A 19,868-nucleotide genomic window follows, 5' to 3' on the forward strand; every position below is an offset into this window, starting at 1 on the left:
GTTAATAATTAAGACTATTTCAAAATTGTTATGCGCTGAGGTTTATTATTTATGCCAGTAGTTCTGCAGATGATTCTTCGTCCAGAAAAAGGCTTGCGTGTGGATGTCTTCTCAAAATACTGGCAGGGCAGCTAGTTTCTATCTCATTATACAAGCTGTTCTTCACGGCTCTGGCCTTCCTTGCTTCAGGCACAACACAACTAATTATTCGGGCACTCATAATTGCAGGAATAGTCAGGGTAAGGGCCGTTCGAGGAACCTTATCCAGACTTGGAAACCAGCCTTCGCCAAACTGCTGCTTCCTACAATCTTCATCCAGTTCGACGATTTTAACCGTAAGAGGATCTTCAAAATCTGCTACCGGAGGATCATTGAAAGCTAAATGCCCATTTTCCCCTATACCGATACAGGCTATATCTACAGGCTGCGTTTTCAACAAAGAGCTATATCTCCCCATTTCCTTATCAATATCTTCTGCATCTCCTGCCAAAAAATGAACCTGCCCAGGCTTTAGCTCATCCAGTATCCTTTCCTTTAGGTATTTTCGGAAGCTTGCAGGGTGAGTAGGAGGGAGGCCAATGTATTCATCCAAATGAAAAACGCTTACTTTTGACCAATCAAGATTTTCCTTTTTCAAAGCTTCCAGAAAGGTGAATTGTGAAGTCCCCGTTGCCAGGATCATTCGTGCTTTGCCCTGTGTATCGATGGCCTCTTTTAGATGCTTTGTTACAAATTGGGCTGCTGCTTTGCCCAGCTGTATGGAGTCTGGATAGATCTCCAGCTTGAGTTGATCAATTTTCATCTGCTTGTTCATAAGAATTTTTTTAGAGGAAATCGGCTATCACGAAGTAGGTAGTCAGAAATGAAAAAATGATCACAGCAATTATTCCCATGTTGAGGGTCTTACTAGCGACATGTTCTTTCATCAAACTTTTCTTATTGATTAACATAAAGATAGGAATTGCCACTGCTGGCAAAATACAGGCTTGAAATGCCTGTGAAAAAATCATCAATGCAGGAGGCCTTTGCTCCAGTAAAACCGATCCGAATGCGAAAACAAGGGCTATAGCAATGAGAAGCTGAGACTGTGAGCTTTGAATATTCCGTTCTTTGCCCTGATAATCAGCAATCAGCCAGGGGGCAATCAAAACGATAGGAAAAATCGTAGAAAGTCCCGCACCGGTAATTCCGATTATGAGCATAAAGGCAGCAGCACGACCTCCAATCGGTTCCAGTAGATGGATCATATCCGTGGTTTTCTCCAAACTCAATCCCAATACCTTGAGGGTTCCAGCACCCAGCGCCATGATAATAGCACTTAAAAAAAGCATCATGGCTGCAGATACGAAGGCATCCTTTTTCTCCTTTTTCAGATCCTTGATGCCCCAGCCTTTTTCTGCGAGCACCGAACTGCGCATGACAAAGACAGCCGCAGAACAAGTAGTTCCTGCGATGGCTGCAATGAGTCCAAGCGCACCGGGAGTATCAGGAATACTGGGGACCAATCCTGATAGCAAAGCATTCCAATCCGGTTTTAGCATAAAAAAAACGAGCAGAAAAGATAAGCCCATCAGGATCACCAGTATCGTCAGGACTTTCTCAAAATTTGCAAAACTCCCCTTCCTGATTAGTAAAAAAATCAGGACAGAGAAAAAGAGAATAATCCAAAATCGAGAAGCAATAAAACCATTACTCAGCAGACTTATTCCTTCCTGAACCAGGTCTGCCACTATTCCCATGACTCCCATCAAGGCAAGCAATTCGCCTAAAACTAAAGCAATGATAATGTAGATGGATAGCCATTTCCCCCAGCTAAATTCCTGATTGAAATTGAATAAAATAGTCTTTCCCGAAACGAGGTTCACCTTCCCATAAGCGATCATAAGGATATAAGTGAAAATACAGGAAAGCAATAAGGCCCAAAACAAACTCATCCCATAATTGGCACCTGTTTTGGCCATCGTAGTTACACTACCTGTTCCAATGTTATATCCTATCAGGAATAAACCGGGACCTACGGCGCTCAATCCCAGAAGTATCTTTTTGAGTAAGGGCGGGCTTTGCATGTGGATACATTAAACTGCTGTAAATAAGAATTCCTATATAGAAAGTATAGATATTCATGGAAACAAAGCAAGCCTGAAGCTGAAAGACTTCATTTGATCTACATACTCGGACGCATTATCGTCAACTGTCTTCTGTCTTTACGGTTTGATGGCTGGGGAAACTCAAGGGAATTAGCATTACTACTATAAAAGCCTCTCAAGCGGAAAGGTTAATAGGTTGAAATCACTTCAGGATCACCCCCTCTTTGATTTTCAAGTCAATATGTTTGTTGATCTCGCTGATGTCTTCCAAAGGATTTTTATTCAACACCAGGAAATTTGCCTCATATCCCTCTTTTAGATAAGCAATCTTTCTATTGGGGAAGGTCGTAATTGCAGCATTCTCACACCACATTTTCAGCAGTTCCCTCTCACTAAAGATTTGGAGGCTATGCAAGAATTGGAACTCTTCAACCGAAGTATCATTGTACATATCTGAACCAATGGCAAGTCTCACTCCTTCCTCTTTCAGGATTTGTAAGTTGGAGCGGATGTTTTGAAGTAAATCCTTGTACTCGGGTGAATCTTCTCTCTTTTTCAGTAGAGAAATGGTCGTAACCAGGGTAATATCTTTTTCTTTGGCCAATTTGGCATCTGCTCGAGAGATGGATTTGCCATTGCGTATTTCCGGCAAGTGGGCAATTTCATCCACCCCTGCTTCAATCGCTACATGAAAATCATGGGCCGTATTTACATGAGCACTTACTCGCAAATTGCTTTTATGTGCCAGGGCAACAATTTCGGGAACCAGCGCCGGATTCAACCCTTTCTGACCGAAATAGGCTGTATCATTTTTGCGTTTCTCATATTCTTCTGAATACAGGAGATTTAGTTTAATGAAGTCGGGCGAAAAGGAGAGAACCTGAGGCCATTTGGATTTTAGCTGATTCAGATCGTCCATGACAAAATAGCCATGTGATTCGACCTCTTCGAGGGTATTAAAAAGACCCCTGAAATATCCTCGATCCAGGTACAATTTCCGAATGGCTATCGGGTGTCCGCCTGAAGCTGTCAAGGGCGCATGGGCCATACTTACATCCACTCCTTCTGCATTATTATAATGATGCATGAGGGGATCGATCCGTTTTTTGATGGAGGAAAGCAGTTTTACATAGTAAACTCCATTGTTTAAATAAGAGTCTATACGCTCTTCCAGTTGATAATCACTTTCTAAATTGTGATTGTGAGCTTCAGCGAATGGGGGAATTACATACTTCCCACCAAGGTCTATGAGGGTATCATATGAATCTGCCTTTCCTTCAAAACTCAATAGGCCATTTTCGACCCAGACTGTTCGCTGATCAAAAGATTCTCCATTGAACCAGTTCCCATTAATCAGCTTTATGCTTTTAGACTCCTGGAAAGAGGAAGGAAGTCTGGAATCTTTCTGGATTTGACTGTTTCCCAGGAGGAAAAAAGGAAGGATGAGCAGGAGTAGCAGTCTGTGGAATTTCATTTTTTCTTAGTTATGAGCAATGCCTGAATAAGGCTAACCGACATGATGTGTAATGACATGAATAGGATGCTCCATTTCCTCTAATAGTTCTCTGCTTTCAAAAAAAAATATAGAACTACAATTCTAATCTGGCGAAACTGTAAGTATAGCTATCACCTTTGCGACCTATTTTATAGCGCATCTTGCTAAAGAACAAAAGCTATGAAACTACGAATCCCGATCTGGCTACGATCTATCTTGATAGGTTTTCTCATCCTTGAACTGGGCACCAGGCTTTGGTCTCTCTTGGCTTTGGCAAATATAAAGAGCACTCCTTCTATTCCCTGGGCTTTCCCTCTTATGGCGCTGTGTCTTTGGTTCATTTGGAATTATCTGAATGGAAAATGGAAACCCAAATCTACTCAGGAAAAACGCCAGCTTTGGATGCGAGCATATAAGCTTGAACCTCGCAAAAAATTATGGGCATGGATTTCTGCCATTTTATTGGGATGTAGTCTGCTTCTATTAATCCTAATCAGTACTCGGCTAATCGACTTCCCTTCCGGGCAAATTGAGCAGATAGAACGGATCAGTGTCTATTCAGACTTCATGGTAATGGCTCTGATAATTATGACCTCTGTAGTTGCAGGGGTAATTGAAGAAATTGCCTTTCGAGCCTATATGCAAAAACCGATGGAAAATGAATATGCTCCTGCCATTGCCATATTGATCGTTGCGCTTTTCTTTAGCCTATTACACCTTCCCAATGCGACCATTGCGCCTCAATTGCTCTTGTTGTTTTTTCTGGGATCTTTAGGATGGGGAGTCCTGGCTTATCTCACAAATTCAATTATACCAGGAGTTATCATCCATAGCCTGGTCGATATCATCAGTTACTTCTGGTTATGGCAGAATCTGGAGTTAGCAAAATCCCTGGCTGCAGAAAACATCTTTCAAGAAGGCATAGACAAATCCTTTGTCCTCCTGCTTCTCTTCGCTGTCGCTTCTATCTCGGCTTTGGTATTCTCCTTTTGGAAATTGAGCAAAATCAGATAAGCCCTTAGGGTTTTTCTTAAAATCAGTCTTTTTCCTGATGTTGACAGATGCAGGGCAAAGGTTGACAGACTATTTTTTTAATCTACCCATTAGGAATATAATTTGGGGATGGAACAAAATAATCTCCAACTATGACCCGAGCCATACTCCTTTTCCTTTCAATCTTCTTCATGTGCTCTTTCCCTTTGGCACTACATTCACAATCCCTATCTGGAAAAATCAGGGATAGCAAAACAGGAGAAGGAATTCCATTTGCAACCCTTGTATTATCAGATAGTAGCCAGAACTTTGTCGATGGTGTTTCGAGTGGAAAAGATGGAAGCTATCAGTTGAATATTCCGAAGGGGAATTATTCCCTGAAGGTTGATTTCATTGGATATGAAAGTTATACCCAGAAGCTTGAAATACAAGCTGATAAAAAGCTTGATATTGAAATGAATGTGGAAGTCCTTTCACTGGAAGAGCAAACAATCGAAGGGCAAAGAACCACTATAGAGCAATTTATTGACAAGAAAGTCATTACGGTCGGGAATGATTTATTATCTGTAGGAGGCGATGCAAATACAGTTCTTGAACAATTGGCCGAAGTGCAAGTCGATCCCAGAGGTGGTATATCTCTCAGGGGAAGTAGCAATGTCAATGTTCTGGTCAATGGCAAACCCTCTCCACTCAGTAATGCGGAATTATTGCAACAGATCCCATCCAATGAAATTGAATCCATAGAAATCATAACTTCTCCCTCTGCCAAATACCAGGCGGATGGATTGACGGGTATTATCAATATCATTACCCATAAAAAAGTAAAAAGAGGAATAAACGGAAGCCTGAATGCAGGAGTGAATACCTTAAAAGGAGGAAATCTCGGCACAACACTCAGCTATGGGAGCAAGAAATTCAATTATAGATTGGGCAGTTCTTATCGAAACAACATTTTCAGGCATGAGAATTATAGAATTCGGAGCGGGATCGGTCCTTTTGAACAATGGAACAGTTTTTTATTTGATGGAGATGTTTGGGGAATAAATGGATCCATCGACTGGTTTGCGAATGAACATAATGAGTTTACCCTGGGCCTGAATTTTACCGATAACCGCCATGCGATGAGCAATGAGGGGAACATCATTCAAGAGAATGATACCGTATTTCAATCATCGCTCTCAAATCACATCCACAGAACCCTAAATCTCAATGCTAACTATCGGCATTATTTTGAGTCCAAAGATCACTACCTGGAGATAGATGCCCAGGCCTCCGACAATTCGAATGTATTATCTGCCAGTTTCAAACCCAATCTGGAAATAAGAGACAATTTCTCAGATAATGATGTGGCGATTTCAAATGTGGCGGTCGATTATGGTAAAAAGATCGGAGAATCCTCAAAATTTGAAGCGGGCTATTTATGGAACAATCAACGACTAAGCAATAATCGCCTTTTCTTTAATACCTTAGATGAAATCGAAACTCAAGATCGCTTTCAGAATCAGGAGTCTACCCATGCACTTTACCTAATCTCCACTTTTTCGCTGGACAAACTAACGGTCAAGGCTGGCCTAAGAGGAGAATTGTTTAAAAGGGAAGTAAGTTTTTCTTCAACTGAACCTCAGCTAAAAAATGATTATGCCAACCTTTTTCCCTCTGTCCACCTTAGCTATAAAATCAATAAGCAACTGACATTGGTAGGAGGATACAATAGAAGGACCTCTCGTCCTCGCATGTATCAGGTGAATCCTATTCGAATTCAATCCAATGAATTTACTGTTGATCAGGGCAATCCGGATCTAAAGCCAGAATTCTCCAATAATTTCGACTTATCCTTTATCCTCCAAACCGAAAACTTCAGGATTAGCCCTTCTTTTTCTTATCGTCAAAAGCAGGACCTCATTATTCAGAACAATAACATAAATGAGGAAGGAGTAACCATTTACTCTTATTTCAATAATGGGAAAAGTGATGTTTTGGGTACGGGACTGGATCTGAGTGCGACTTTCGCAAAGTGGTGGAATTACACAATCGGCTTTAATTGGAATTATGAAAAATTCAGGAACGACCAGATTGGATTCATCCGAAATTTCAAACGCAGATATTCCCTTCTTTTCAGAAACCAGTTTAGCCTGGGTTCCAAATTAGCGATCAACCTTTCCTGGAGGTATAATTCTCCGGAAAGCTCCTTTTATTACACCCGTGCATTTAACCAGAAATGGGATATGGGTGTAAGCTACAAGCTCCTGGAAAACAGAGCTAATCTGGGCTTTAGGCTGACTGATATTCTCAATACCCAGGTTCGGGAAGGCTTAAATTCGGGGGATGGATTTCAGCAATTTTTCATCACCAATCCTCGCTCAAGAGTGGCTTATTTATCCTTCTCTTATCTATTCGGCAAAAACGATCTCAAAAAACGAAACAAGAAATCGAGAAGATACGGCAGCGGAATCATTGATTAATATTTAATGGAAACTCTTAATCGTCCCAGGCTATTACAAATTGAAATACTCTTTCATCTTGTCTTTTGGTTGGTCTATTTCTTTTATCCAGTCATCAAATTCGGGGATCAGTATGATTTTGGGTTCGAACTCTATGAATCTCTTTTAAATCTGGGCCTGATTGCTACTTCTGTCTATCTGACTTACTTTTCCTTTAAGTTTCTCACCCAACATCCCGGATTTATTCCCATTCTTCTTGCTTTGATCGGGGCCTTGATTTATTTGAATTGTTCCCTGAAAGTGAGCGATTGCAATTGCAGTTTCCGCCTGTGTTTAATCAACAAATCTGTAGAATATGCTTTTGTCAATACCTTCTTTCTGGCGATTGTCGGTTTTAAAAAATACATTTTGAGTCAGCAAGCCTTACAAAAAAGCGAAGAGGAAAGAGTGAGGGCCGAACTAAAAGGTTTGAAAGCTCAAATCAATCCTCATTTTTTGTTCAACACCCTCAATATGCTCTATGCCAATGCTACTGAGATTGATAAGTCCCTCGCTGAGAAAATATTGAAACTCTCAGACAATTTGCATTATCTCCTACACGAAGGAGGAAAACAAGAGGTTCCTTTGATACAAGAGGTTAATTTTATAGAAGATTATATAAGTCTTCAGAAAGCCAGATTAGGTGAAAAAATAGCCGTAGATTTTCAGGTACAAACCGACAAACCCCATACACTTATTCCTCCTCTTCTCTTAATTCCTTTTGTAGAGAATGCCTTTAAATATACCAGCATGATGAAAGGGGAAAATTTATTGCTGAATATCTTTTTACGTATTGAAAAGAAGCAGCTTGAATTTATCGTACAAAATCAATTTCGTCCGGAACTTGCCTCATCCCAATCAGAAAATTTAAAAAGAAGTGGAATAGGCATAAAAACGACCCTCAGACGCTTGCATTTATTATACCCGGATCGATTTAGTTTACATACAGCTCAGGAAGAGGAGCTTTATAAGGTCATTATGAAAGTGGATTTAGCATGAAATGTATCATAATAGAGGACGAATTACCCGCTCAACAATTACTCTTGAATTATATTGAGCGCACCGCTGATTTATCATGTGTAGGAGTCTATACCTCTGTATCAGAAGTTTCTTTGCCTGGCCTGGCTAAAATTGATCTCTTATTTCTGGATATTCAATTGCCTGAGCTAAACGGCCTGGATTTTTTGAGGACGTTGGAAAAAAGACCTTCTATCATTATCACAACTGCCTATCGCGAATATGCCATTGATGCATTTGAAGAAGCCGTATCTGATTATTTGCTGAAGCCTTTCTCTTATCAGCGATTTCTTAAGGCGATCTTTCGGGTTCAAAAAGAAATACTACCCGAACAGGAAGAAAGCTCTCCCGATTCCATATTTGTGTATGCAGACAGAACTTTCAAGAAAATAGTAAAATCAGATATCCTCTACATAAAGGCTGAGGTAGATTATGTCATGATATACTTTGGGGAAAATAAATTCCTCATTAAAGACAGCCTCAACAATTGGGAAGAGAAACTAAAGGATGCAGGATTTATACGGGTCCATCGTTCTTACCTCATTAATTTTGAAAAGGTAGAGAGTATCGAGGGCAATGTGATCAAGATTGCTACAGCCGATATACCTATTGGAAAAACCTTTAGAGAGCCCTTTTTTGCCCTGGTCAAGTCTCGTCATTAGTAGGGTAGGAGCTGATCTTTCTGGGTTTGAGTGATAAGCACTTGATACGTTTAAAAAAATCATCCCCCCATTTCATCCCGCTTCCCAACTCATTCGTCACATAAACTTTATCCTCTAAGCCGCTTCCCTCATTTTGGGATCAAAAGAGGTGTCCATGAAAAAACTTTGTAGCCAATCACTCATCTTAGCTTTATTGCTGATCCATTCATCTCTAGCTTTCGGACAAAAAAATACGGAAGTCCTTATAGATAGTCTGGAAAGTTTTATTCAGGAGAAGCTGATTCCGGGTGCAATGATTAGCATTGTGAAATCGGATAGCCTGATTTTTGTAGGAGGAATTGGCTATGCAGATATTGAAAAGAATGAAAAAGTTAGCGCGCAACATCTGTTTCGACAGGCTTCCATTTCTAAATCATTTACGGCTTTGGGCCTATTTCAATTGCTCAAAGATTCACCTTACAAACTGAATAGTCCCATACGAGAAATAGATCCGGAAATTCCATTCACAAACCCCTGGCAAGCTGATGCTCCCGTGCGAGTTTCACATCTCTTAGAACACACTTCAGGTTTTGAAGATTTTCATCTGCATGCCATTTATAATAAAAAAGACAGTACGCTCCCTCCCATAAGAAATATGCTGGAAGACCATCGAAAATCTTTACACGCAAGATGGCAAGCGGGTACAAAGAAGGCATATGCAAATCCCAACTATATTCTAGCTGGACATTTGATCGAAAAAATAGCTGGGGGCTCATTTGATCAGTATATCAAAGAAAATATCCTGCATCCTATAGGCATGAATTTGTCGGGCTTTTATTTTAAAAAACCTGAGGATAAATTATTTGCCCAAGGATATCAAAGAATCGGCATAAGCCTTAGCCCCATAGAATTCACCACTATAAATGGAGGGCCGGCAGGGGATTTTTGTACCAATGCAAGCGATATGGCTGCCTACCTTCAGTACATGCTAAGGCGTGATACTTCGATTTTTACAAGGGCTGAACTAGAAAGGATCGAAAATCCCAGAACAAGTATTGCCGCAAAGCATGGTTTGTCTGTGGGATATGGATTGGGAAATTATTCCTTATGGAAAAACGGCTTCCTCTTTCACGGTCATGGCGGGCAAATTGAAGGATTTACTTCGAGATATGTCTATTCAAAAGAGGCTGATATTGGCGTAGCGGTAGCCATCAATCGAAACGGAAATGCAAATGAATTGATCGATGAAATCCTGAGGCACCTCCTCGGCAACCAAAATCATGCTCCAAAAGGGAGGCTTACTTATGCTATTCCCGATTCTATAAAAAACAAATTTTCCGGTTTCTATGAATTCAATAGCCCCAAGAGTGAACTTATTGGCTTTACAGATAAAATGCTTGCCGGTTTGATCCTGGATTTTCAAAAAGAAAAACTGATTACGAGAACGCTTCTGGGTAAAGCCAAAGACACCTTATATTATGCGGGCAATAATCAATTTTATGTAAATAATGAAGGAGTCCCCTCTGCCATCTTGATAGAGACGGATTCTGAAGAAGCTGTTTTTTGGATAAATGATCATTACACGGAAAAGAAATCAAGACTGAAAAGATTACTCATCTTTTTTGGCCTGCTTTTTTCCTTCTTGTTTTTAGCGGCTTTTACCATCTATGCTTTGGTCTGGTTCATTAGAAATGCATTTAAAAAAGATAAAGCATATCCTTTCAATCATCTGGCGCTTCTAGGGGTTGCTGTCTTTTTTAGCCTGACTTTTGTCGGATTTGGAGGCTCAGTAAGTGATCCAAAGTCCTTCACAGGTTTAAGTTTCTCTTCATTGCTCATGTATGTGAGTTCGTATGCCCTGATCGCAATGACGTTATTCTCCATATATAGGTGCTTTAAATTACCCAAGAAAAGAGGCTTTCAACTTTTTTATGTCGCCACTTCTTTTGGGGCATTAGCAATTTCAATGTACTTGTGGGACATCGGTATTATTGGATTGAAATTGTGGAGTTATTGATAAAGGATGATTTCCCACTTACTGTCCAGGCGATTTGCTTGCTTCAGGAAACAGACCTCCATCATCTTATTTCAAGGCGTTTGAACATAATTCTCCACATAGAACTTATCCTTAAGGTATTTCTTTTTCCATTCCTTATTGAGTTTGTCCAAAAGGATTCCTTCCCCAAAACCGATAGAATAGAAAGAAGTCCTCTGACCGGTATCCAGCTTTAATCTTATGAGTCGGGCCAATTCTCTTGCATACAGATCCTCCGTAACTTTGGGAAAGGGGACAAAGTCTTCCAATTGCTGACAATCCTGGCTCGGAAGGTAATTTTTCATTTCCTGTAAAAAGGCCCATTCATTATAGCGGGCAATTCCTTCCTGCCATACTTGAAAAGAGAAATAGCTGTAGTCTTTTTCTGATAAGGTTTCTTTAAGCTTTTTCCGACTCTGCCGGTATTCTTTTAAGACTGACTGAAAGGATTCTTTTTCTCCTTCCTGGATCAGTAGAGATAGAGACATAGCGTATTCCTGAAAAACTTCTTGTACTGATGAATCTGTATATGGAAAGGGATAGTTTAACATCCACATTCCACTTTGATCCTCTCCTTGCAAACCCAATTCCGCAACTGCCGATTGATAACTTTTATCGGACATTTGAAATTGGTGGAAATGCTCATGAAGCAAGGTGATGATCCATTCGGAAGAAGATTTGCCCGTGTTTTCGGGGGTTCCTACAATTACGACAGGGATATGATCAAATAGAGGGAAAGTTGCCAGAAATCCCGGATTCAATTCCTGAGGTCTCCCATAAATTTCTGTATCCAACATAGGATCATGCCCCAATGATTTAAATTCTGCACTGGGATTGGGATGAAACATCAGGTATTCAACACTATCTGTAATTAGCAGCAAGGCGAAAGGCGTATTTTCCATGCCCTCCCAGATATTTTTAGCAAAACGATCCTTGATTGAAATGGCTTCCTTGATTCGAATTTTGTCTTCTACGGAAGGGCCCTTGGGAAGAGCAGCAGTAGCCTGAACAATAAGTGAATGGCAAAAGAAGAGTAATACGCTAGCAGTGTATATTTTTTTTCGTCTCATTTGTATAAAGCTTTTGATGAATATCCAGTACAAAACTATTGACTGGGAGGGGCTCAATACAAGAGGAGAGAGGAGGTAAAAAGTATGAAAAAAGGCCTATTTAGACCTTTTTTCCATACATCTCAGGACTATTTCAACATCAAATGCAAATCTCCAAACTGATGCCAGTGATAAGCCGAACGAATCGCCTCTTTATAGGCTCTTTCTATATGCTTGAAACCCAGTAAAGCCTGTAGAATATGTAAATGAGAGGCTTTAGGCTCATGAAAGCCACTCAATAATCCATCCGTCACTTTTATGGGGTAACTTTCATGGATATATAAGTCGGTCTTCCCTCTGTAAGGCTCTATGATCCCCGCTTCATTTACAGCACTTTCTATAGCTCTTATGGCGGTTGTTCCGACTGCAATTATTCTTTTTCCCATTCGTTTTGCCTCATTGATACGCAAGGCAGAAAGGGGATTTACCTCCATGTATTCGCTATAGGGTTTTTCTCCTTCTTCCAGGCTGGAGACCCCGCAGTGCAAAAGGATAGGCGCGAATACAATTCCCTTCCTGATTAATCTTTTCATCAATTCTAAACTAAAGGCCCTTCCGGCTGAAGGCATTTCAACACTGCCGGGATGAAAGGAAAATTGAGTCTGATAATAGGAGAGGGGATAGGACTCATTTAGCTGGGTATATTTGATTGGACGTCCATGCTTAGCCAAGTAAGTTTCCAGCTCCTGATCCAGATGGATTTCTGCCTTCCAAAGATCAAGCAAATGTTCTTCTCTATAATGCCGCTCTTGCAATTGGATCCTTCCTCCTGCTGGCAAATCAAAAATCATCCCTTGCTCGCCCTCTTTCCAACGTATACTTTTATCGCCCTGAATTTCTCTAATCTCAACCAGCCATTTTCTCTCCGATAGTCTGGTACTCAGGTGTAATTTTGCAGGAATTCCTCCGGATAGTTTTAGGGGAAGCGCAGCAGGAATAGTTGCTGAGGTATTGACGACCAAAACATCTCCGGGAGATAAATAATGATCAAGCTGATGAAAATGATCATGTAGAAGTTCTCCAGAATCTTTACTGACCAATAATCGAACCTCATCTCTTTTTATGTTTCGCCTTTCCGTAGGCAGGGGACAGGCAAGAGAATCAGGAAGGTCAAATTGAATGATATTATTGACTAAGGTTTTCATAATTCTTTTCTGTTTGTAATTGTGGGGTGTATCTGCCTCCGGGCAAGTCATTTTCTATGAGTTTCAATATTGCGGGCAGGGCAAATTCTTCTGGAGAAGGTCGATCTGAGATATCATCCTGGGGAAAGGCAGCCTGGTGCATATCGGTACGCATATCTCCGGGATCAAAAGCATAGAATCTGTATTGGGGATTTTCCTTCCCAAGTATAGCGCTCATGTGATCCAAGCCGGCTTTACTTGCTCCATATACGCCCCAACTTTCATAGGCCTCGACAGCAGCATCACTACTCAGGTTTATGATTTTCGCAGCCTCTTGTAATTGATCTTTTACTTTCTGTAAAAGAGAAATGGGAGCAATCATATTGGTATGTAGGACGATATGCATTTGCTCAATGGGATGCTCAAAAAGAGGAAGCATTGGACTTGGGCCCAGGGCAGAGGCATTGTTTACCAACAGATCGAGTTTCCAGGATTTATCCATTAGTAATTGGGCCAGCTCTAAAAGGTGAACTTCATCTCTGACATCACCGGATACAGCTATTACTTCAGTATAGGTGGAAAGCTCTGTTTTTACCCTGAATAGTTGGGAAGAATTTCTGGCAGTTATCAGCAACTTCCAGCCTTTGCTGGCGAGGGATTTTGCGAGGGCATATCCAAATCCTTTGGATGCTCCCGTGATTAAGGCAATTTTTTCTGACATGATATTCGTGTTATTATTTGATACAAATATCCTGTGCTGCCCACTCGCGTAAAACGTACCTGTGACTAGAAATCTACCTGTACTTATGTACAGGTAGCAATAAAAAAGTCTAGGACTACAGACTGAGGAGGCCTCGCCTAAGGGCCGTATCTACCGCCTCGGTTCGAGTCTCTGCCTGTAATTTTGAAAGAATAGAGGAGAGGTGAAATTTGATCGTCCGCTCTGTGATATACAGATGTTCTGCGATCTGTTTGTTCGTATGTCCCTTGCGGACCAATTGCAAAACTTCCAGTTCCCTGCTAGTTAGGGGTGAAGAGGGATACTGAAATTGGATAGCTTTTTCCTGCTTTTTCTGCTCCTTATGAAGTCCTTGACGGATCAGTGCTATTTGTTCGGCGATCTCTTCCAGCAATTCAAGAGAAGCATTGATTCTTTCTGATTCTGGAAGTTCGGATTTAAACTTCAGCAAATTTGATGAGAGTTCATCTAATCTGGGTGTCAGAACGCGCCCCAGAATTTCGCGGATCGAATGATTGTTTTCGGGTAAATGGCTGCTATACAAATCTTGCAGACGAGTCCTTTGAATGGCAATCCCTATGAGTTCACTAATCGTGTTTAACATCGATAGCTGTTCCTCGCTCAATTTTTGGCTTTCCTTACTCAGGAGGTTTAGGATACCAGCTTTTTCTCCCTGTATAAAAATGGGAACGGTCGCATGAAATTTCAGATCACGGGTTTCCGATTTGATGTCTTTGAGGCGAGTACAGGTGATTTCGCTAATATTTTCGGCTTCAGAAACTGTATTGGATAAATATTTTTCAATGCAACTGCACCAGCCGGAAAGCCTCTCTGGATAATTGGAGAGGGCAGGAGGCAAATTATAGGATGCAGCCAGATACACAGATTTATTATCCTTCTGGATCAACCATATCCATCCTGTCTCCAGATTCAGTAAGCTCACCGTTTTATGCAAGGCTTTCCTCAGGGCAGCTTGCAAAGAATACTCCTGGTTCAGATGGCTCGCTATCTCATACAAATGGGAAAAATATTCTTTATCTCTCATAGCTATTCTCGGATTCCCATTAGCAAGCTAGTCTATTTTTCGGATATGGGTAGTTTGCCGTTTTTCTTTTTCCATCCATTTAGCAATATCAATCCTAGCCCTGCTGCCAGAACCATATTTAAGATATAGGCAATCGTAAGGGTTAAGGTATCCGAAGATTCCAGGAAAAATTCTAAGGCGATGTTTGAAGCAGCATTAAAAAAGGCGTGGAGCAAGATGGCCAAAAAGACGCTAGCCTTTGACACAAAATGGATGTAGGTAAAAAGGATACTCAGCGATATGGTATTCAGCATATACAAGCCAATTGTCCATACATTTACCGACAGAAAAGAGGGGATAGCTGCTCCGGGGAAAGTAAAAGAAGCCAGATGCCATACTCCCCAGGCCAAGCCAACATATAGGGTGCTTTTCAGAATGGAATGCTTTTCCAGGAGCTTTGGCAACATAAAGCCTCGCCAACCCAATTCTTCTCCCATAGGCCCAAAAGGCAAGGCAGCCAAAAACCAAAGAGGAATGGAAGTCAGGCCCGCCCATACATCAAGTCCCAGCATTTCTCCCTGATACAATACACTAGCGGCATAAGCCAGACAATAAAGGAGGATGGGTAGAAAAATGACATATAGATAAACCTTCGGCTTTGCCTTAAATCTTAGGAGTTTTCCAAGCAATACCTTTAGCTGCGTTTTGTCGATTATATACTGTACCCAAATAGCCGCGATACTTGGACCATAAGCTCCTATGAAACCAATCAAAGCCATAGGAGTAATAGACTCTTCGGCCAGAATAATCTGGTAACTAATATATAGCGTTGGCCAGGAGATCAAGTAGTTGATCAATAGAAAGGAGGCAATCGGATGCTTTTTAATCAGGGCTTTCATAGGATATCTTTTCCACAAAACATTCGAAATTTTACCGCTAAATCGTCCTCCCCACTTAAATCGAACCTCTTAATGGGGATTTTTTTGTTGGCGGATGAAAGCCGAGGGGGTTACTCCTTTGATCTTTTTGAAGGCTGTATTAAAGGAAGATTTGGATTGGTATCCGCAATCAAAAGCTATTCCCAGGATACTGTAATTCTTATGCCTGGAAGAAAGTAACTGCCTGCAAACTTCTTCAATTCGGTACTGATTTAAAAGATCATAAAAACTCGCATCGAAATAATCTCCCAAAATTTGAGATACCTTATGCTTTTCCAGGGCTAAATCCTTTGACAGGCGATTCAGATTAAATTCCGGATCAACAAAAATCCGCTGGTTCTCAAAGTAATCTTTAATCTTCAGACCGTACTTTTCAATATCCTGCTTGCTGAGGGAAGATTTCGCATACTTTTCTTTTTGGTACAGGAAATCTGGCTGATAAATGATTTTGACACTTATCAGGTAGATAAGAATTGCTGCCCCCAGGTAGAGGTAGTTTTCAAGAAAACTCCATTCCAATAAATAAAACTGACTCATGATCCTCCGAATGAAGAAGAGGACGTTATAAGCGGCAAATATCCCTAGGAGAGATTTGATTAAGGCGAGCAGTTTTTGGTTTGCCCTTTTCCTCTGATCAGCAGCTAATAATTTAACACTCAATCCTATGTAGATCAGGTTATACAGGATCAGAAAGTAATTCAGGAAAGTACCTAAGAAAATGAATGTGTCATCTTGATAGACGTTTTGAACATGGACAAAAATCACCAATCCTTTGATCAAGAAGAAGCATAAGAAATGGCCTAGAATTCCTGGGTTTACAGGCCTGGGGTTTAGAGAAAAGCTAATGTATAAATAGAGTAGGGGGGAAAGCAGGAGGGAATTTCCTGCCCAAACCCATATAAACAGGTCGAGAGAGAGGGGGTGTAAATTATTATCAAAGAGGCAGCCTAAGCCCAGAATAAAAATGAAAAAGGCTAAAAACTTATTGGCCAGAAAGCCGGGCTTTTTAAAATAAACAATAAAGGACAGGATCAGGCCTTGTATACCTCCTAGCGTCAAGATATAATTCAGAAGCATAGACCTAAATTATGATTTTTGGGCCGATTTGTGAAGCGAAACACTTAGCCGTCAGATCATAATTAGCGGGTTTTATTAAGAATAAATTTCCATTGGGGATTTTGAGCAGGCCCATAAAGACAGTAATCCAAAAAAGAATTTCATGCCTTAGGACAAATAAATAGTAGGCATTCATTCATTTCTTAGTTCATTAATTCTCCTCCTTGCATGTTCATTCCCTGGATTTATCTCTACTGATTTCATGAAATGCTTTAAGGCCAGTTCTTCATTCTCTTGGATTAAATATGCCTCTCCCAAGCTATTGTACGGAATGTATGAATTTGAATAATACTTTTTGTTCAACTCCAATAATGCGATTCCTTTTTCAATAGATTCATTCCTTAATAGATACAATCCTACCTGATTTAACAATTTCCCCGGTGGTAAAACTTCACCTCCTAATCGAGTCATTAAGCTCTTGTAATGCTCGTCTATTTCCTTGATCTCTTTACTCTTGATCTCGTTTAAAGGATATTTATACCCTTTAAACAAATATTGAAGGCCTTCATAAAGACTTATCAAGGGTATGGAAAAGTGGTCTTCCTTTTCGAAAAAATCAAACTTGTACCGCAAGTCTCTGCTTGAAGTTTGTTCCAATATTCTTTTAAACCCTTGAATCGCTTTCCCCAATCGCCCTGTAGCAAGTCCTTCATCAAAGGGATTATTAGATTGACTTATGTAAATCGATAGGGGTCTTAAGTCTCGGTTTTGAAGAATTTCTTTAGCCCTCAAATTCAATATTTCATCTGCCCACCATAAACTGGGGTCTATGGCTAAGTAGCCTTCGTAATTATTTGATTCTAAAAAACTTTCAATTACAAATAATCCTCCAAAGGAATGGCCAACTATGATCCTGCAATCAATGGTTCGATATTTTCTTTCTATTTCCGGGACAAGCTCTTCCTCAATAAATCTTCTGAAATCTTTTGAACTAATCCTTCTTTGTTCATCATCACTTTCCAATGGGACTAATTCCTGGTTCCTATTTATCTGATTTACTCCAACAACTATCATTTCTGGTATCTGTTCTATCCCTCCGGAACTCATAGAATGTATCATAGCACTTACCAAATGAAATAATCTTTGACCATCCAAGAGGATGAGTACAGGATAATTTTTTTCGACATAAAACTCATCCCCCTGATAAGAAGCTGGCAGACTCACGATATATTCTCTCTTTTCGCCTAATGCCTTTGAATCCATTTCAAAAATTTCTCCAATGGTAAAATCTGTACTCTCTTGCCCTAGTAATGGAGCAGTAGTCAAGAGAAGCAATATTATGAGCGTGTATTTATTCATCCTAAAGGTTTTTTTAATCCTATCATATTTATTCAAATATCTTCCAAATGATCATCATTGGGGAAGAAACAAAATTGCACGTTTATTTTGGACTAGCTGCTGCACGCAAGCTCTCTATACTAAATCTATTTCGATTGAAAATGGTCTAATATTATAATGTTGAAGTTCAATCTTATAGATGGGGACAGCTTTATGATTTTGCGTAAGCTTCTGGTCAGGAATTCCCCATTCATTATACTAACTTAACATAATTATGATTATATGCCCGAAGGTCTTGCGCTGGATAAAGGGGACACTTAGTAAGTAAGTGTATGAAGATTAACGATTTAGAGAAGCTTAGTAGCGAGCTGCATTCTGGTGAGTTTAAATACCGGCTTGTCAGTCGCTATCGTATGGGCTTGTATAGTCCGTTGGAAATTTGGCAAAGCTATGGAGTAAGTCGTAGCTTATTACATAAGTGGAACTGCCAGTACTACCGAAATTTCATTTTATCTGTAAAACCACCTAACTCTATGAATTCCAGGAAAAACTCCAACAAGCAGCGCATCGCTCAGCTAGAGCGTCAGCTTCGCGAGCTCAAAGCCGCCTATGCAGAAGAAAAACTCAAACGTCAGATGTACGAGAAAGTCATCCGTATAGCTGAAGAAGAATTTGAGATGCCGGTTAGAAAAAAGGCTGGCGCCAAGCAGTTGCGGAAGGACGCAGGGACTACCCCTTAGTGAGTATGACACAACTCTGCCGCGTGTTTGGCCGACATCGTCAGGCCTGGTATCGAGCCACCCTGACTAAAGAGCGTCAAGATATGCAGGAGCTACTGATCCTGGAGAAAGTTCGGCGCATCCGCAAGGAACTTCCTCGCATGGGAACAGAAAAGCTCCACGTCTGTTTGAAGCATTTTTATCGGGATCACTACATCAAAATGGGTCGAGATCGGCTGAATCGAATTCTGAAGTCAGCGGGTTTATTGGTTCCCAAGCACAGCCGTAGAGCGCGTACAACGCATTCCCGGCACAGATTCCGGAAATACGCCAACCTGATCAAGGGGCTGCAACCTGCTCGAGCTAATGAGCTCTGGGTCAGTGATATAACCTACATATCTGTAGGCGGATACTTCTGTTATCTCAGCCTGGTAACAGATGCTTACTCTCGTAAGATCGTTGGCTGGAATCTGGGCAGAACGCTCGAAGCCAAGGGCCCTATAGCTGCCCTAAACATGGCCATTAAGCAGCGAAAGGATCCTAAGCAAACCCTCATCCATCATTCTGATAGAGGCATCCAATACTGCTCTCATGCTTATGTGGAAATCCTGGAAGAAAACCAGATACAAATTAGTATGACAGAGGGAGAATCCTATGAAAATGCCATTGCTGAACGGGTCAATGGGATGCTCAAGAATGAGGTGTTTATGACACAAGGCTTCCCCAATTTTGAACTGGCCCTGGCAGAAGTACAAAGAGGTATCAAAGCCTACAATACCCTGATGCCACATAGATCCTGTGATATGCTAACACCAGCTAAGGCGCACAAAAAGAAAGGTGTGCTCAAAAGAAGATGGAAGGACTATCGCAAACTCAAACTTCAGGCCCTGGATTACGAACGAGACTCCCACGATCCAGTATCGTCCGTCTCTCCTCCCCTGCCCCGCAAGACGCCAGACACAGAGTCCGGGAGGAGAATGAATACCTTTTTGAATCTTGAACAATCAATTAAAAACAGTCCGAATAATCCAGGGTAAGAGTGAAGGTCCTGTCGCAAAATAGCTTGACAGTCT

17 protein-coding genes are annotated in these 19,868 nt (G+C 40.8%); 7 read left to right on the top strand and 10 right to left on the bottom strand.

Annotated features, from left to right (window positions below; genetic code table 11):
- Positions 1–49: 49 nt before the first annotated feature.
- From R8P61_33955 to R8P61_33965, 3 genes are all read right to left on the bottom strand, one after another.
- Positions 50–814, bottom strand: a complete 765-nt coding sequence (locus R8P61_33955) for a glucosamine-6-phosphate deaminase (GenBank protein MDW3652129.1) — start codon at positions 812–814, stop codon at positions 50–52.
- A gap of 10 nt (positions 815–824) precedes the next feature.
- The gene (locus R8P61_33960) at positions 825–2,066 is read right to left on the bottom strand and encodes an Nramp family divalent metal transporter (protein ID MDW3652130.1); all 1,242 of its coding nucleotides are present in this window, start codon (positions 2,064–2,066) and stop codon (positions 825–827) included.
- 223 nt (positions 2,067–2,289) lie between these two features.
- The gene (locus R8P61_33965; GenBank protein MDW3652131.1) at positions 2,290–3,561 is read right to left on the bottom strand and encodes an amidohydrolase family protein; all 1,272 of its coding nucleotides are present in this window, start codon (positions 3,559–3,561) and stop codon (positions 2,290–2,292) included.
- Positions 3,562–3,762: 201 nt separating this feature from the next.
- Here R8P61_33965 and R8P61_33970 point away from each other — a divergent pair, with 201 nt between their 5' ends.
- The 5 genes from R8P61_33970 (at position 3,763) to R8P61_33990 (ending at position 10,730) form a co-directional block, all read left to right on the top strand.
- A complete protein-coding gene (locus R8P61_33970; protein MDW3652132.1) occupies positions 3,763–4,596 on the top strand; it encodes a CPBP family intramembrane glutamic endopeptidase in 834 nt (277 codons plus the stop codon).
- 131 nt (positions 4,597–4,727) lie between these two features.
- Entirely contained in the window at positions 4,728–7,037 is a 2,310-nt protein-coding gene (locus R8P61_33975) for an outer membrane beta-barrel family protein (protein MDW3652133.1), read from the top strand.
- Positions 7,038–7,043: 6 nt separating this feature from the next.
- Entirely contained in the window at positions 7,044–8,054 is a 1,011-nt protein-coding gene (locus tag R8P61_33980; protein MDW3652134.1) for a histidine kinase, read from the top strand.
- Positions 8,051–8,734 (top strand): LytTR family DNA-binding domain-containing protein, encoded by a 684-nt coding sequence (locus tag R8P61_33985; protein ID MDW3652135.1) that lies wholly within the window; start codon positions 8,051–8,053, stop codon positions 8,732–8,734. The genes R8P61_33980 and R8P61_33985 overlap by 4 nt, the downstream gene beginning before the upstream one ends.
- A 154-nt stretch (positions 8,735–8,888) precedes the next feature.
- On the top strand, positions 8,889–10,730 hold the full coding sequence (locus tag R8P61_33990; GenBank protein MDW3652136.1) for a serine hydrolase domain-containing protein: 1,842 nt from the start codon (positions 8,889–8,891) through the stop codon (positions 10,728–10,730).
- A gap of 71 nt (positions 10,731–10,801) precedes the next feature.
- On the opposite strand, the gene R8P61_33995 is transcribed toward R8P61_33990, so the two are convergent.
- The 7 genes from R8P61_33995 to R8P61_34025 all read right to left on the bottom strand — a co-directional run bounded on the left by R8P61_33995 (position 10,802) and on the right by R8P61_34025 (position 18,097).
- Positions 10,802–11,818, bottom strand: a complete 1,017-nt coding sequence (locus R8P61_33995; GenBank protein ID MDW3652137.1) for a hypothetical protein — start codon at positions 11,816–11,818, stop codon at positions 10,802–10,804.
- A gap of 128 nt (positions 11,819–11,946) precedes the next feature.
- Positions 11,947–13,002: an S-adenosylmethionine:tRNA ribosyltransferase-isomerase gene (locus tag R8P61_34000; GenBank protein MDW3652138.1), complete on the bottom strand. Its 1,056-nt coding sequence runs from the start codon at positions 13,000–13,002 to the stop codon at positions 11,947–11,949.
- Positions 12,983–13,702 (bottom strand): SDR family oxidoreductase, encoded by a 720-nt coding sequence (locus R8P61_34005; GenBank protein ID MDW3652139.1) that lies wholly within the window; start codon positions 13,700–13,702, stop codon positions 12,983–12,985. Before R8P61_34005 ends, R8P61_34000 begins: the two co-directional genes overlap by 20 nt.
- A gap of 115 nt (positions 13,703–13,817) precedes the next feature.
- A complete protein-coding gene (locus R8P61_34010; GenBank protein MDW3652140.1) occupies positions 13,818–14,765 on the bottom strand; it encodes a LuxR C-terminal-related transcriptional regulator in 948 nt (315 codons plus the stop codon).
- A gap of 32 nt (positions 14,766–14,797) precedes the next feature.
- Positions 14,798–15,643, bottom strand: a complete 846-nt coding sequence (locus tag R8P61_34015) for a type II CAAX endopeptidase family protein (GenBank protein MDW3652141.1) — start codon at positions 15,641–15,643, stop codon at positions 14,798–14,800.
- Positions 15,644–15,712: 69 nt separating this feature from the next.
- The gene (locus R8P61_34020; protein MDW3652142.1) at positions 15,713–16,759 is read right to left on the bottom strand and encodes a helix-turn-helix domain-containing protein; all 1,047 of its coding nucleotides are present in this window, start codon (positions 16,757–16,759) and stop codon (positions 15,713–15,715) included.
- 171 nt (positions 16,760–16,930) lie between these two features.
- Positions 16,931–18,097, bottom strand: coding sequence for an alpha/beta hydrolase-fold protein (locus R8P61_34025; protein ID MDW3652143.1), 1,167 nt, complete (start codon positions 18,095–18,097; stop codon positions 16,931–16,933).
- A gap of 311 nt (positions 18,098–18,408) precedes the next feature.
- On the opposite strand from R8P61_34025, the gene R8P61_34030 reads away from it, so the two are divergent.
- Complete coding sequence (locus R8P61_34030) at positions 18,409–18,816, top strand: hypothetical protein (GenBank protein MDW3652144.1); 408 nt, start codon at positions 18,409–18,411, stop codon at positions 18,814–18,816.
- Between the two features lie 5 nt (positions 18,817–18,821).
- Entirely contained in the window at positions 18,822–19,832 is a 1,011-nt protein-coding gene (locus R8P61_34035; GenBank protein MDW3652145.1) for an IS3 family transposase, read from the top strand.
- Positions 19,833–19,868 lie beyond the last annotated feature (36 nt).

The sequence above is a fragment of the Bacteroidia bacterium genome (genome assembly GCA_033391075.1).
GTDB lineage: Bacteria > Bacteroidota > Bacteroidia > J057 > J057 > JAWPMV01.

Coding starts and splice junctions, on each gene's coding strand:
- R8P61_33980 (MDW3652134.1), top strand. CDS start 7,044: ATGGAAACTCTTAATCGTCCCAGGCTATTACAAATTGAAATACTCTTT.
- R8P61_33955 (MDW3652129.1), bottom strand. CDS start 814: ATGAACAAGCAGATGAAAATTGATCAACTCAAGCTGGAGATCTATCCA.
- R8P61_33965 (MDW3652131.1), bottom strand. CDS start 3,561: ATGAAATTCCACAGACTGCTACTCCTGCTCATCCTTCCTTTTTTCCTC.
- R8P61_33985 (MDW3652135.1), top strand. CDS start 8,051: ATGAAATGTATCATAATAGAGGACGAATTACCCGCTCAACAATTACTC.
- R8P61_33960 (MDW3652130.1), bottom strand. CDS start 2,066: ATGCAAAGCCCGCCCTTACTCAAAAAGATACTTCTGGGATTGAGCGCC.
- R8P61_34015 (MDW3652141.1), bottom strand. CDS start 15,643: ATGAAAGCCCTGATTAAAAAGCATCCGATTGCCTCCTTTCTATTGATC.
- R8P61_34030 (MDW3652144.1), top strand. CDS start 18,409: ATGAAGATTAACGATTTAGAGAAGCTTAGTAGCGAGCTGCATTCTGGT.
- R8P61_34025 (MDW3652143.1), bottom strand. CDS start 18,097: ATGAATAAATACACGCTCATAATATTGCTTCTCTTGACTACTGCTCCA.
- R8P61_34020 (MDW3652142.1), bottom strand. CDS start 16,759: ATGCTTCTGAATTATATCTTGACGCTAGGAGGTATACAAGGCCTGATC.
- R8P61_33990 (MDW3652136.1), top strand. CDS start 8,889: ATGAAAAAACTTTGTAGCCAATCACTCATCTTAGCTTTATTGCTGATC.
- R8P61_34010 (MDW3652140.1), bottom strand. CDS start 14,765: ATGAGAGATAAAGAATATTTTTCCCATTTGTATGAGATAGCGAGCCAT.
- R8P61_34000 (MDW3652138.1), bottom strand. CDS start 13,002: ATGAAAACCTTAGTCAATAATATCATTCAATTTGACCTTCCTGATTCT.
- R8P61_33970 (MDW3652132.1), top strand. CDS start 3,763: ATGAAACTACGAATCCCGATCTGGCTACGATCTATCTTGATAGGTTTT.
- R8P61_33975 (MDW3652133.1), top strand. CDS start 4,728: ATGACCCGAGCCATACTCCTTTTCCTTTCAATCTTCTTCATGTGCTCT.
- R8P61_33995 (MDW3652137.1), bottom strand. CDS start 11,818: ATGAGACGAAAAAAAATATACACTGCTAGCGTATTACTCTTCTTTTGC.
- R8P61_34005 (MDW3652139.1), bottom strand. CDS start 13,702: ATGTCAGAAAAAATTGCCTTAATCACGGGAGCATCCAAAGGATTTGGA.
- R8P61_34035 (MDW3652145.1), top strand. CDS start 18,822: ATGACACAACTCTGCCGCGTGTTTGGCCGACATCGTCAGGCCTGGTAT.